This is a genomic window from Corynebacterium sp. HMSC05D08, assembly GCF_001807215.1.
In the GTDB taxonomy this organism is placed as follows: Bacteria; Actinomycetota; Actinomycetes; order Mycobacteriales; family Mycobacteriaceae; genus Corynebacterium; species Corynebacterium striatum.
Map to the genome: position 1 here is coordinate 1 of NZ_KV788356.1, position 13,819 is coordinate 13,819.

Below are 13,819 nucleotides of genomic sequence, written 5' to 3' on the forward strand. Positions count from 1 at the left end.
AAAAAGCTGTCTCTTATTTCCTTATGTGTTTTGAGGTCTAATCATGCGCCGCTATGTTTCCTTACTCTGTGTTGCTGCCCTAGCGCTTTCTGGCTGCAGTAATTCCGGAAAAGACGACTCCGCTAAAGAAACAGAGAAGATGTTCAATACGATGGCGTCGCAAAGTTCAGCAGAGGCGGATTCCCAAGAATTCACGGCGTCAGAAGAATCGAAGAAACCAGCGGTGGTCGTTGAAGACGGCATCTTGAAGATGACAGGCAAGGTTGTAAAGAAGAAAGGTCGTGAGACCCTAGGCTCGCATCCTGAATCCGGAATCTCTGAAAGCGAGCTCAATGGCGACTATTGGATCCTCGAATTTGACGCACCGGGGGAGATCACCGGGTACAAGGCAGGTCACAAGGAAACCCGTGTGGTCGATAGCGGCTTCCTTGCATCGCACTACGACGCGGACGAGGAAAGACGCGAAAAGGCAGAGCCGTGGGTGGGCAAGCATGTGACGGTGTCGATCCCTGCTGACAAAGTTAGTTGGGCAAGTGATCCCTCTTTGCCGATCGGCCCGCCTCGTGTGGGCGCCGGCTTTGAAATCGTAGCTGCTGAATAACAAGAACTCCTTGTGGCTGCGCAGATCAACTACAAGGAGTTCTTGATGTCTTTCGGGAGCCAAAGGCAGTTTCGCCGATTAGTGCTTGACCGGAGTAACGCGGCCAGCCCGCCAATCCATGAAGGCCATGGCGGCGCAGAAGATGTTGAGCACGGCGCTGGTGCCCAGGGCGAAGGTGCCTACCTTGTACATGGTGGTACCGGCGGCGTCGAAGTTGTTGAAGATGATAAGCCAGCAGATCCAGCCGATGAGCGCGGTCAACGCAGCGAGGGCGGATAGTCCGCGTAGGCCACGTGCGGGGCGTTCAGATGGGGCGAAGGCTTTGTGCGCGGCGTCGACAAGAATGGCGAGCGCAACGAGGATACTCACGGTGCCGGATAGCCACGTGGGCAGCAGGGCAGAAGTGCCAAGGACTACCGGGAAGATGAAAGATAGCGCCACCAAGACGAATGCCACGGCATGTAAAACGGTGCTACGGCCCTGATATGAAGCAAACATTTAGGCCTCCTTCTTCTGAGCATCTGCTTGCATTGCAAGCACTTCTGCGCGGTGTGGCGGCTGTGCGCCCTTGCGGGAGACAGTAATCGCAGCGGCTGCCGCGGCGAATTCCAAAATCTCTTTCCAGTCGTATTCGCTCAAGTGAGTGAGCGCTTCCGCCGTGAGGTTGCGGCGGGCGATCTCTGTGAGCAGCGCGCCCATGATGGTATCGCCCGCGCCGATGGTGTCGGCGACGTCGACATTGACGGACGGCACATCGAGCCGGGTCGTGCCAGCGCGCAACGTGAGGCCCTCGCCGCCGCGGGTAACCACCACGACGGGAACCTGCTTGAGGGCCTGCTTGCCTAGGAATTCCACTTCTTCCTCAGAAAGCTTCAGCACGGTGACGTGGGCAAGTAGCTCGTTGAGGAAGGCCTTGTGCTCATCGTTGGCATAGAACGGGCGGATATTCGGATCGAGCGCCACGATGCTGCCCTGCGCCGCGAATTGCTTGAGCAGTTCTCCATAGCGCGAAGCACCTGGCTCCAACGCGAGGGAAACAGTGCCGAAGCAGGCAATCTCGGCGTCGGAAAGCGTGGGCTCAACCAACCTATCTGCCGTGCCCTCCGTGTAGAAGGTATAGGACGCCGAACCATCATCACCGATGCTGGTCACGGCCAAAGTGGTGGGCTCTGGACCGCGCTGGACCATTGCTGTGTCCACGCCTTCCTGCTCCAGCCTTTTCACCAGCGCGTTACCGAAACCGTCGGTGGAAAGGCGCGACTGGAAGCTGACCTCGCCGCCCAGACGTGCTGCCGCGATGGCCGCATTGAAAGGCCCGCCGCCCAGGGCCGGCGTGAGGTCTTGCAAGCTACCTGGGGCGACGGGGACGAGGTCGACGAGTCCTTCGCCACACACATGGATCTTCATGTTTTCCATAGTATCGGTGATATGAACTACCGTCCGAACTTTCACATCGCACCACCCCTCGGCCGCCTCAATGATCCCAATGGCGTGTTCCTCGACGGCGATACACTCCACGTGTATTACCAGCATGACCCTTGTTTTCCTTATGCCAGCAAGCGCACGGGTTGGGGGCATGCTTCCACGCTGTTGAGCGTCCCTGGGCCCTGGCAGCATCACCCGGATGTGCTGTACCCGGACATGCCTTATGACATGCATGGTTGCTACTCCGGTGGGGCCGTGGTCGACGGCACTGACGTGTGGCTTTACTACACGGGCAACCTCAAGCACGATGGGCGCCGCATTCCCTCGCAGAACAGGGTGCGCGTGCTTGACCCATCAGGGCCCGAGGGTGGCATCTACCAGCGCGATGCCGGAAATCCGCTCATCCCTGACGCGGAGGAGGGCTTTACCGGGCACTTCCGCGATCCGCAGATTTCGCGCGACGAACATGGCTGGCGCATGGTCATCGGCGCGCAGCGCACGGACGAGACGGGCACGGTGGTGCTCTATCGCTCCACGGACCTGGAGGTCTGGGAGTTTCAGGGGGAGCTTAATTTTGCGCTTTCCGACGTCCGCCCAGGGCTTAGCCCCGACATCCTCCCGGGCGGGTACATGTGGGAGTGTCCCAACTTGGTGACCCTGACGGATAAGGCAACCGGTAAGGACAAGGACGTTTTGGTTTTCTGTCCGCAGGGCCTGGAGCCCGTGAGTGTGGACGGGCAGACTCACTACGCCTCCTCTGATCAGTGCGGCTATGTTGTTGGTCGCCTGGAAGGAACCACTTTCCACGTTGAACGCGGCTTCAGCGAGTTGGATTATGGTCATGAGTTCTATGCGCCGCAGCTCGTCGGCACCGGTGACGGCGAGGCTGTGATGCTGGGCTGGATCGGCCTGCCTTCCCAGGACGATAAGCCGACGGTCGACGAGGGCTGGGTGCATACGCTTTCCTTGCCGCGCCGAGTGTGGCTGGAGGATGGCTGGCTGCACCAGCTCCCGGTATGGAAGTCCATTCCGGAGGCGAGTGGCCGCGAGGGCTTTGGCACGACCACGAGCGTGGTGGCCTCGCGTGGTGGGCAATACAGCCTGGTTGACGCGGCGGGCACCGAGCGTCTGCAATTTACTGCGGGCGAGGGGCTGCTGCGTATAAAAGTCGGCGAAGATGAACGCGTTATCGCTTGCCCGGAGGGGGAACTCGTGGCCATCGCCGATGGCTGCGCGGTAGAGATTTTTGCCGGCGGTGGGCACGTCGCCGCGGCTGCTAGCGTGTTTGGTGAAAACGATGCTCGCTGGAGTGGATGGCGCGAGATATAGAGAGGGAGGCTGCGGGGAAGCGGATTTGGTGACCGTTTGGAACCCAAGAAAAGGTGAATTCTCCCTCATTTATGCCCGAATGGTTGGTTTTCTTTCCGGGTGATGTATTTAATAGAGGTTAAGGACAGTTAGCCCGCATCACTAGGAAAGGGATCCACCTATGGATCACAAAGAAGTCGCCGCGCGGACGCTCAAAGCATTGGGTGGCGAAGACAATATCGTTGGACTTGCGCACTGTGCCACCCGCCTGCGCATGGTTCTCAAAGACACCAAAGAAGTAGACACCAAAGCACTCGAGAGCGACCCCGATCTCAAAGGCATCTTTGAGGCAGGCGGCATGTTCCAGGTGATTGTTGGTCCAGGCGACGTTAACGTCGTCTACAAAGAAATGACCGGCATGATCCGCAAGGACGTCGCCGTTTCCACTGATGAGCTCAAGGACATTGCCGCAAACTCTGGCAACTGGTTCTCACGGGCCATCAAGGTTCTTGCAGACATATTCGTTCCGCTGATTCCGATTCTGGTCGGTGGTGGTCTGCTGATGGCCCTGAATAACGTTCTTTCTGCCGAGGGGCTTTTCGGCGACCAATCTGTTATTCAGATGGTCCCAGCGCTAGAGGACGTTGCCGGTCTTATTAATCTGCTGGCCTCTGCGCCGTTTGCCTTCTTGCCGATTTTGGTCGGCTTTACAGCCACAAAGCGTTTCGGCGGCAACGAGTTCCTCGGTGCCGGCATGGCGATGGCCATGGTCATGCCGGACTTAGTCAACGGCTACAGTGTGGCCGAGACTATCAACTCTGGCGAGATGACCTACTGGAACATTTTCGGCCTCGACGTTGCCCAAGCAGGCTACCAAGGCTCCATCCTGCCGATCCTGGTCATTGCCTGGATCTTGGCAACCATTGAGAAGTTCCTGCACCGTCACCTCAAGGGCACGGTGGACTTCATGCTCACGCCACTTATCACCCTACTGCTGACAGGATTTATTACCTTCGTTGCCATTGGTCCGTTCCTGCGCACCGCGGGTGAGTGGCTGGGTGTTGGCCTTGCCAACCTCTACGACTTCGCCGGTCCGGTGGGTGGCTTCCTCTTCGGTCTGGTGTACTCGCCGATCGTTATCACTGGTCTCCATCAGTCCTTCCCGCCGATCGAGTACATGCTGTGGGATCAGGGCGGATCCTTCATCTTCGCGACGGCCTCCATGGCCAACATCGCACAAGGTGGCGCAGCCCTCGCTGTCTACTTCCTTGCACGTAGTGAGAAGCTCAAGGGCTTGGCCGGTGCTTCCGGTATGTCCGCTTTGTTCGGCATCACCGAGCCTGCCATTTTCGGTGTTAACCTGCGACTGCGTTGGCCGTTCTACATCGGCATGGGTGCCTCGGCAATTGCCTCGACGCTCATCGCACTCTTCGATGTCAAGGCAACCGCGCTGGGTGCTGCCGGCCTCATCGGCTTCGTGTCCATGCGCCCAGAGGATTACACGCAGTTCTTCATCTGCGCATTCGTTTCCCTCATCTTGGCCTTCGGCGTGGCCTTTGCCTATGGTCGCTACCTCATTTCTAAGAATGGCTCCATCGACCCGGATGAGACTGGTGCCGTCACAGCGACGAGTAGCGATGTGCCGTCCGCTACTGCGGCCCCCAACGCCTACCGTGTGGCTTCGCCGCTGACCGGCAGCGCTGTGGCCCTCTCTGCCGTCTCCGACCCGATGTTCGCTGCGGGCAAGCTGGGCGCTGGCGCTGCCATCGAGCCCACCGAAGGCCGCCTCGTTTCCCCGATTGACGGCAAAGTTACAGTGACTTTCCCTTCGAAGCACGCGTACGCCGTGCGTGGTAAGGATGCTGACGGCAACAACGTTGATATCCTCATGCACATCGGCTTTGACACCGTGAACCTTAAAGGCGAGCACTTTACCTCTCACGTTTCCAAGGGTGATGAAGTCAAGGTAGGCGACCTCCTCTGCGAGTTTGATATTGAGGCCATCAAGGCCGCTGACTACCCGGTGACAACCCCGGTCGTGGTGTCCAACTCCAAGAAGACGGGCTCAGTCCTGCCGGCCTATCACCCGGGTGAGGACATCGCTTTCGGCGACGCGCTGCTCACCGTTGACCCCAAGGTCACGGAAGAAGCGGCAGCGTCCCCAACCGCTAGCTAGTTAAACACTAACGCCTCATCCCCGCTACTGAACCTAGGGTTCGGAGCGGGGATGAGGCGTATAAGCGGTTGCAGACCATGGGGCAGGAATACCTTGGTGAAGCAGACAGGGGACGTCTTCTGGCACAGAGTACGTATTCTGGCTTGCTACTTAACCCTATGCCGTTGTAATGGCCGTAAAACGATAGCTGCGCCGGCCGGGCACGAGCCCGACCGGCGCAGCCAGTCTCTCTTTAGGTTCCTACGGGGTAGGAGGGTCCTCGCTTAAGCGAAGAACTTGCGGCGTGCAGCGAATGCAGCAGCTGCAACCATGGCAGCTACGGCCAAGCCAGCCAGGCCGCGTGCAACGGTGTTGGAGCCGGTCTCAGCAGCCATACCGCGGGTAGCGCCGGTGGTCTTCGCACCGTCAGCGAGCTTACCGCCCTGGGCGATAACTTCATTCTTGTTAGCGTTCAGCATCTGCTCGGAAGCAGCCTTTTCCTCAGCGGTCGGCTGCTGGTTCTTGCGTGCCTCGTCCTTGACGTAGGTCTTGCCGTCCTGGGACAGGTACCAGGTGATACCACCGATGATCAGTGCAGCGGGCAGCGCCAACCATGCGAGCTTCTTCGCGTCGAAGCCTGGCTTCTGAGGATCGGACGGGGTCTCAGACGGGAAAGCCTTTGCGTAAGCGTCACGCATCTCGGGGGTAACTTCCACGTTGACTAGGGCTGGATCCTTGACGTAAACCGACGGATCCTTCATGCTCTGGTACCAAGTGTTGCCCTCAGCGTCCATCTTGGTGGCAGGAGCAGGAATTGCGGAGGTGTCCTGCTGCTCCTTCACGAACTTTTCTGCCTGCTCAGGAGTCAAGCGAACAGGATCGCCTGCGACCGGCTTGGACAGCCAAGAACCGTCTACCTGCTTGAAGTACTCGACACCATCGACGGTAATCGGATCGGCAGCAACATCATGGCGTTTGATTTCGCCGGTGACTTCTTCAGCTGGGGTGGTTGCGGTGGTGTTCTCTTCAGTTTGGGCCTGAGCAACAGCTGCGCCACCAAAGGCGAGTGCGCCGGTCAGGACAGCAGCGGTCAGGGTCTGTGGCAAACGCTTCATGTGTTTCTCCTTCGGAAATATGGGAAAGCGCAAAAGTGTCTTTCGCGACGCAAATAACAGTAGTCACAGAATTCTCAGTTGTCACACGGAAATTAAAAATTAACTGTATTTTTCATGCGTTATAGCTGTGAAAAATTAGCCCATTAGAATAGTTGTGCGACTGGATTTGCACTGAGGGGAGTTAAAGTGAGGTTTATATGTGCAGAGTGTGCCGATAATTTTGGCGACCGCGTGTGTGTCGGTGTATTCGAAAAACGGAGCCAAGGGGGTAAGCGGGTGTACTGGCGAAAATAAATGTGAAGGTAGGGGGCGTCGACAAGCGTCGAGCAGCGTTTTGGTAAGGGCGCTGGCGTGTGGTTGAATGTATAGGTTGCAAAAGCTGGTCGGCCCGTAGCGGTGCGTTTCCGAACCGCCGGACCGAGACCCTTCGGCATAGTCCGTTGCCAAGGCTTGAGCATCGCAAGTTTGTAGACCGCGTGCGGCAAGGACGGAAATCTTACCGCACATCAATCCAGGTCAGGAGACCCATAGTGATTCAGCAAGAATCGCGTCTGCGTGTCGCCGACAACTCTGGTGCACGTGAAATTCTGTGCATCCGCGTTCTCGGTGGCTCCGTTCGACGTTTCGCTGGCATCGGTGACGTCATCGTCGCCACTGTCAAGGACGCCGTCCCAGGCGGCAACGTAAAGGAAGGCGAGGTCGTTAAGGCTGTCGTCGTCCGTGCAAAGAAGGAGACCCGTCGTCCGGACGGTTCTTACATCGCTTTTGATGAGAACGCAGCTGTTATTCTGAAGGGGGACAACGAGCCACGCGGTACCCGTATCTTCGGCCCGGTTGCTCGCGAGCTTCGTGACAAGAAGTTCATGAAGATCGTTTCTCTCGCACCGGAGGTGATCTAGTCTTATGAAGATTCATAAGGGCGATATGGTGATTGTTATTTCGGGTCCTGACAAGGGCGCGAAGGGCAAGGTCATCGAAGCATACCCGAAGCGCGACAAGGTCCTCGTCGAGGGCGTTAACCGCGTGAAGAAGCACGTTGCTAACTCCGCTACTGAGCGTGGCGCCGAGTCCGGCGGAATCGTTACCCAGGAAGCACCGATCCACGTTTCTAACGTTGCAATCGTTGACTCCGAGGGCAACCCGACCCGCGTGGGCTACCGTTTCGATGAGAACGGCAAGAAGGTCCGCATCGCACGTAGCAACGGGAAGGACATCTAATCATGAGCGAGAACTACACTCCGCGTCTGAAGACCCGCTACCGCGAGGAAATCAAGAAGACCCTAAATGACGAGTTCAACTACGACAACGTCATGCAGATCCCAGGTGTCACCAAGGTTGTTGTCAACATGGGTGTTGGCGACGCTGCACGTGACTCCAAGCTGATCAACGGCGCTCTCGAGGACCTCACCGCGATCACCGGCCAGAAGCCGCAGCTGCGTCGCGCAAAGAAGTCCATCGCAAACTTCAAGCTGCGTGAGGGCATGCCAATCGGTGCCCGCGTCACTTTGCGTGGCGACCGCATGTGGGAGTTCCTGGACCGCCTGCTGACCATCGCGCTGCCGCGTATTCGCGACTTCCGCGGTCTGTCTGACCAGCAGTTCGACGGCCACGGCAACTACACCTTCGGCCTCACCGAGCAGACCATGTTCTACGAGATCGACATCGACAAGGTTGACCGCCCACGTGGTATGGACATCACCGTCGTTACCACCGCTACCAACGACGAAGAAGGCCGCCGCCTCCTCAAGGAGCTCGGCTTCCCGTTCAAGTAAATAGAGCGCTAAAAATCCCAACTCCCTGCAAGGAGTTGGGATTTTCTAGTTTTAAATGTCAGTGGTGGATTCTAAGGAATCGAACAGTTCCCCGGTAAGAGGTCGTTGCAGAGGAGCGGTGCAACGACCTCTGGAGCTTAAGGCCTACTGGCTGTCCTTAGAGCGCTTTTTCACCAACATTATGCCGCCGGCAATAAAGAGTGCGGCGAGCACGAGAACCCAACCAACATTGGCACCCGTAGAGGCTAGTGCACCGTTGTGGGAGCTGGAGGAACCTCCGCCGGATCCGGAGCCTGGACCAGATCCACCGCCTGCACCCTTAGCAGTAGTGGACTTGCTGGAGCCTTCCGACTTCCCAGTGCCATTTCCCTTGGATGCCTTGGCACCCGCATTCGATCCAGACGAGTTGGAGGCCTTGGACTTATCAGAGCTCGGCTTATTTGTACCGGTGCTATTCGAACCCTTATCAGGCTTGGCAGCACCTGGCTGCTTATCCTGCGAGGAGCTAGCAGGCTTGTCCTTTTCCCTTTCGCCTTCTTCGTCGGAGTCATTTCCACCGGGCTGGGTGGTTGAATCACCCACGAGGAAGGTCACGGTGTGCCAGTCGGTGAGTTTGTCGCCGTTGTTGTTGACGGTGCGCATGTCCATCTCATAGCGGCCCGGCTCGGTAAAAATCCAGTTCGCGTGGACGTGGAAAGGACCGTCCTCAACACCTTTAATCGTATGGATGCCTGTGCTATCGGCTAAGGTGCGTTCCGGCCCGCTAAGAGTGGGAAAGTGGCCGGCCCACCAGTGTCCGTCCGTAGGTGCCGACTTAGGGCGAACCTCGATAGCAGCGTCACGGTAGTCTTGCCCGACCTTGATTGTGTCCCATCCCGGCCACACAGCGTTATGGTCCTGTTGTAATGGCAGATGGTAAATCTTTGAGCCGGTCTTTACCATTCCTGTAAAGGACAGCGTCTTAGCCAAAGAGTCAGGGACCGTCACGCGTTGTGCATCGCGAACGCGTAGCGCGACGTCTTCAGGCACGTTGTGGCGGTCGTCTTCGTTGACATAGAAGCCGAGCTTATTGTCCACAACCTTTGGCCCGAAGTCGATGTGGCCCTTGGTGATCTCACGCTTTTTGGAAGGCGCTTCGCTGGGAGCGGGGTCCTTTGACTCTGGGGTTGGTTCCTTCGATGGGGCGTTGTTGTCGGTCGTGCCATCAGTGCTGCCGTTAGAGCCGCCTTCAGTGGCATTGTCGTTCCCCGTGGTGGGTGGGGTAGCAGATGATGAATCCTCGGTAGCTACCTTGAATCGCAGAATGGCCTTTTTCGCGGTTTTGCCGTCTTGTTCGGCGACCGTGACACCGACTTCATACGTACCGGGCTTGTTGAATGCCCAGTTGAGGTGCATGTGGTCAGGGCCTTCGGTGGTATAGGAATGCGTACCATCGCTGCCGGCAAGGCGCTGGTCCAGGCCGGTTTGATCAGCCAGGTAAGCCAACCATTCGCCGTCCTTCGGGGCTTTGACGGGCGTGAAGGTAAAGGTGTAATTCTTCTTGGTGTCCTGGTACGCATCCTCGGTGCTTATCCCCGGCCACACCACGCCGGTGCGCTGTGTCTCTGGCAGGACGTAGGCAGCGCTGCCTTTCTTTCCAAAGTTCGGAATGTCCTTGTTCAAGGTGGTCTTGACCTGCTTGGGAACGGTGAAAAAGACATCGGAAGGCTTACGCCAGATTGCACCAATATGGTACAGATTCGTCTCGTCCTTGATGCCTAGGTGCAGCCCACCATCCTCGTGGATTGGGGCGATATCCACGTGGCCCCGGTGCAGATTGAGCTCCTTGTGCGGGGTGTCCTTATCCTTCGGGTTTTGCGGCTTGGGTGAGGGGACTTTGGGGATAGAAGGCTTTGGAGTAGTGGAAGGTGCCTCAGGCGAGGGGTTCTTGGATGGGCCAGAACCCTCTGACTCTTCTCCTTCTTCCGAATCCTGCGGCTTCTCTGGTTTCTCCGAGCCTTCTGGTTCCTGTGCGTCTGCGGAATCGGGAGCATCTGCGAACGAGACGGTGGTCTCAGCTATCGGCTTATAAGCCTCTTTGTGAGTATGGCTAAATAGAGTGGCGCCGCCGGCATCGGAGCGCGAATCAGGAACGATGCGTAGCATGAGCTGGTAGCCGGGCTGCTTACAGCTATCGATGAGTTGCCTGCTCGTCCTTTGGCCCGGTCCAGAAGTAAAGCCGATTTCGCAATCTGCAATATGCTTTTCCGGCAGGCTGGTCATCGGTTCGCCATTTACCTTGTAAAAGCCGCCGGTAACGCGCACGGTGGTGCGGTCATCTTCGGGCTCTACGGTGATGTCGATATTGCGGTCACCATCGCCGTACACCTTGCTGGTGGACACGGTGATATCTGGGCTCGTAATCTCAAGGGGCTCCGTCTCAAACGGCTCTATCTCTTCCATTTCGGGAGTGGGAAGCTCGCCGCTCTTCGTCGTAAAAGCTTCGTCATCTTTAGCGGCCCTTTCCTTGACGGTGACGGCGCTGGTCCAGAACTCCACGGGTTCAGATACCCAGCGTGGGCTTGGGGAATTATCGTCAGGAATAAAGATGGCTTGGAAATCGGATTTTTCTTCACCGATCATTTCATCCCACGAGGCCTTACCACCTTCTACCTTGCGCTCGGCAAGGTAGTGGCCGTTGATGGTGAAGACGGCGCGGCCGGTGTCTTTGGCGTTTCCCGTATCGAGGGAGAGCGTGGTGAGGATGCCTTCCTTCGCGCCCTTGGTATCGGCCGTGGAGGGGGCCATCTTAAACATAGGGGTGTTGGACTCGGAGTCTTCGGCTGCGGAGCCTTCAGACTTGGCGTCGTTAAAGGCGGCGTCAAGGTCGGTAATCGTGCGCTCGGCGGGGTTGGTCCCGCCTACCTGCCAGACCAGGGTTTGTGGCTCGGAGTGGATAAAGGTGCCATCCTTCTTTCGTGCAGAGGCGCGATATGTTACCTCGTAGTGGCCGGGGCGGGTGAACGTCGTAGCGTTATGCGTATGCGTTCCCGCGTTAACCCATGTGGAACGGAATCCCGGATCGTGGGAGGACCAGAGGCGGTTGAGGGGGTAGTCCTCTCCGTTGTACCTAAATAGCTCCATGCGGCCGGGACCCTTAAAGTCCACGATCTCCATGTTGAAGGATTTATCGCGGAATTGATCGGTAGGCAGATCCGCGGCGGCGCCGAATCCAGCCCAGATGGGCATGGTGTCTTTCGGGAAGCCTACCGCGGGGCCGCCGTAGTACATGAGCTGGTTATCTTTGGCCTTAAGGAAATCAAAGCGCGGGTCATTGGGAACGCGCCAGGCATAGGCTCCCAGGCCGCCGTCGACGCGGCCGTGGCTGACCCAGTTGATCGTGTCCTCGATGGGGACTAGGCCCGCACTATTGGACATGAGCTTGAAGTTCCCGTCCTGCCACACCGCGTGCGGGGAATCCACGTGTGTTTGGGTGCGGACAATCGGGGCGTCGCCAGCGAGGGCGAGGGGAGCGTGGAATAACGCGAGCGCCAAGGCCATCACTATGGTGGCAAGGCGCGCAAATGAAGTGCGCAAAGGCATAAGGTTCTCCCAAGGTTAAAGGCAGTGAACTTTTATGTAGATTCAAACGAATATTACACTATTGCAAACCGTTATCGATACATGTAGTGAGGTAAGGAAAAATGTGCTGGTGCGCTGGGGAAAGGGAGGATATGAAAAGTCCCTACTTCCGGCGGTGGAAGTAGGGACTGCGGGGTTCGGGGGGGTAAGCGGCGGAGGAGTGTTCGGCGATTAAGCCTTCTTATCTTCTGCGGTATGGGTGGTGCCCTCGTATTGCCATCCCACGACGGCATTGCGTACGGCGGCCTCGAGCGGGTTGGCGGGCTGGATGCAGCTAATCGTCAGCAGCCTGCCTGGCGTGGCATCATCGCCCCATGCGCTGGAGTCACCGGCCAGGCCCTGTTTATCGGGGTCGTGGAGATCGGTTGCGGCGTAGATGAGCCAGTTCTGGTCGGAATTCTTCGTGCGGACGTAGAGCTTATCGCCAATGCTGACCTTGTGCTCGTTGGCTGCGCCATCCTGAAGCTTATTGAATACGGCAGGCACGCCCGCGCCGGTGTGCCCGGCGATGACGACGATATCCTCGGCATTGGTTCCCGGCAGGGAATACGGGCGGTCATCGGCGGTATAGGTGCAGGCCTTATCCATGGTGTCAGGGTTGATGGCGCCATCGAGCACGCGGCAGTTGTCATCGTCGAACTTCGCATGGACGTCGATGGCGGGAATGAACATCTCTACCGCGGCGGATGGCTCGATGACGGGGGCCTGTTCCGCCGTGACCTCGTTGGTCTCTAGGCCTTCTGGCGGGCTGATGCTGCGATCGATGGAGCTGATGACCAGCAGTGTTACCACGATACCGGCCGCGATACGGAGGGCCCAGGAAGACTTCCACGCATTTTTTGACGCGATCCCATCCGGAAGGCTTCTTCCGGTGCCTAGGCAGAGAGGTCTCCTCAAGGCGGCGGTTGGGGTAGCGGCGCTGAATGTGGCGCGCATGATTTTCGGCCTTCCGCCAATCGCGATCGTCGGAACGGTGCCTGCCGGAGCGCCTGGGCTGGGTGCCTATAGTATCGCTGCTCGATGGCCGGGGGCGCGTGCTGCGGGTCCTGCGGGAATAGGAGGTTTCCGCGGTGTTGTTTTCTGGTGTCGCCTCGTGGCGCGATCGCGCCGCAGAACGTTGGGGCCTCTCCCTCCGTGGCCGGTCTTGGTGGTCCCTGCGACCTCCGAGGAAAAATAGGGACAATAGGGGTGGGTGTGAACCAAGTTTATAGTAATAATTTCTGTTTAGTTTTATTGACGCGGTGAATGCATAACGCGCTACGATAATCCGTGATTCTCTTGTCCGTATAAGTACAGCTAAATAAGGGAAATAAAAAACGGTGTCTCTCAACGAAGCTGCCAAGGCCGGATTCCTGAAAAAGGCCGCCCTGCTCGATCAATCATTTTCACGATTTTCTGTCCGCGCAATCCTTGCCGGTGTGTATCTGTGCATCGGCACCGTATTTGCCGGCGTCGTTGGCCAAGCGGTGGAAGAGCTTGCCCCAGGCTTGGGCTCCGTGACCTTTGCCCTGTTCTTCGGCCTAGGCCTCTTCGCCATCGTTATCCTCGGCGCGGAGCTGGCCACGGGCAATATGATGTACATGGTCTACGGGGCGATGCAGAAGCACTTGTCCTGGGGCAAGGCCTTCTACGTACTGCTTATTACCACGATCTTTAACCTTGTCGGCGCCATCATCTTTGCCGCCGTCATGGGGATGTCCGCCAAGCTTGCCAATATGGATTCCTCGCACCTGTTGGTCACCATCTCTGAAGGCAAGCTGACCAAATCCCCGCAGGGAATGCTCGTAGAACCTGACTTGGCTCAATTTAGTCAGACGGTTGG

Annotated in this window: 12 protein-coding genes; 7 read left to right on the forward strand and 5 right to left on the reverse strand. The window is 57.7% G+C overall.

Going from position 1 to position 13,819, the window contains the following annotated elements; genetic code table 11:
* Positions 1 to 139 precede the first annotated feature (139 nt).
* A complete protein-coding gene (locus HMPREF3148_RS11490; protein WP_070509159.1) occupies positions 140 to 601 on the forward strand; it encodes a hypothetical protein in 462 nt (153 codons plus the stop codon).
* 78 nt (positions 602 to 679) lie between these two features.
* On the opposite strand, the gene HMPREF3148_RS11495 is transcribed toward HMPREF3148_RS11490, so the two are convergent.
* Positions 680 to 1,099: a multidrug transporter gene (locus HMPREF3148_RS11495; protein ID WP_070509161.1), complete on the reverse strand. Its 420-nt coding sequence runs from the start codon at positions 1,097 to 1,099 to the stop codon at positions 680 to 682.
* The gene (locus HMPREF3148_RS11500; RefSeq protein WP_070509163.1) at positions 1,100 to 2,008 is read right to left on the reverse strand and encodes a carbohydrate kinase family protein; all 909 of its coding nucleotides are present in this window, start codon (positions 2,006 to 2,008) and stop codon (positions 1,100 to 1,102) included.
* Positions 2,009 to 2,029: 21 nt separating this feature from the next.
* On the opposite strand from HMPREF3148_RS11500, the gene HMPREF3148_RS11505 reads away from it, so the two are divergent.
* Positions 2,030 to 3,355 (forward strand): glycoside hydrolase family 32 protein, encoded by a 1,326-nt coding sequence (locus tag HMPREF3148_RS11505; protein ID WP_070509165.1) that lies wholly within the window; start codon positions 2,030 to 2,032, stop codon positions 3,353 to 3,355.
* A 160-nt stretch (positions 3,356 to 3,515) separates the two neighbouring features.
* Positions 3,516 to 5,510, forward strand: a complete 1,995-nt coding sequence (locus HMPREF3148_RS11510) for a sucrose-specific PTS transporter subunit IIBC (protein WP_070509167.1) — start codon at positions 3,516 to 3,518, stop codon at positions 5,508 to 5,510.
* Positions 5,511 to 5,773: 263 nt separating this feature from the next.
* Here HMPREF3148_RS11510 and HMPREF3148_RS11515 read toward each other — a convergent pair whose 3' ends face one another.
* On the reverse strand, positions 5,774 to 6,604 hold the full coding sequence (locus HMPREF3148_RS11515; protein ID WP_070509169.1) for a YceB family lipoprotein: 831 nt from the start codon (positions 6,602 to 6,604) through the stop codon (positions 5,774 to 5,776).
* 530 nt (positions 6,605 to 7,134) lie between these two features.
* Between HMPREF3148_RS11515 and rplN the strand changes: the two genes are divergently transcribed.
* The 3 genes from rplN to rplE are packed head-to-tail and all read left to right on the forward strand — an operon-like array spanning position 7,135 to position 8,376.
* Positions 7,135 to 7,503, forward strand: a complete 369-nt coding sequence (rplN, locus tag HMPREF3148_RS11520; RefSeq protein WP_005527725.1) for a 50S ribosomal protein L14 — start codon at positions 7,135 to 7,137, stop codon at positions 7,501 to 7,503.
* Positions 7,504 to 7,507: 4 nt separating this feature from the next.
* Positions 7,508 to 7,822, forward strand: a complete 315-nt coding sequence (gene rplX, locus HMPREF3148_RS11525) for a 50S ribosomal protein L24 (RefSeq protein WP_005527724.1) — start codon at positions 7,508 to 7,510, stop codon at positions 7,820 to 7,822.
* Positions 7,823 to 7,824: 2 nt separating this feature from the next.
* Positions 7,825 to 8,376: a 50S ribosomal protein L5 gene (gene rplE, locus HMPREF3148_RS11530; protein WP_046646792.1), complete on the forward strand. Its 552-nt coding sequence runs from the start codon at positions 7,825 to 7,827 to the stop codon at positions 8,374 to 8,376.
* A 144-nt stretch (positions 8,377 to 8,520) separates the two neighbouring features.
* Here rplE and HMPREF3148_RS11535 read toward each other — a convergent pair whose 3' ends face one another.
* Both HMPREF3148_RS11535 and HMPREF3148_RS11540 read right to left on the reverse strand, forming a co-directional pair.
* The gene (locus HMPREF3148_RS11535) at positions 8,521 to 11,958 is read right to left on the reverse strand and encodes a choice-of-anchor M domain-containing protein (RefSeq protein WP_070509170.1); all 3,438 of its coding nucleotides are present in this window, start codon (positions 11,956 to 11,958) and stop codon (positions 8,521 to 8,523) included.
* 210 nt (positions 11,959 to 12,168) lie between these two features.
* On the reverse strand, positions 12,169 to 12,933 hold the full coding sequence (locus HMPREF3148_RS11540; RefSeq protein ID WP_236081553.1) for a sortase family protein: 765 nt from the start codon (positions 12,931 to 12,933) through the stop codon (positions 12,169 to 12,171).
* A 383-nt stretch (positions 12,934 to 13,316) separates the two neighbouring features.
* Between HMPREF3148_RS11540 and HMPREF3148_RS11545 the strand changes: the two genes are divergently transcribed.
* Positions 13,317 to 13,819: formate/nitrite transporter family protein (locus HMPREF3148_RS11545; protein ID WP_141741093.1), on the forward strand; the 503-nt coding region annotated here is incomplete at its 3' end.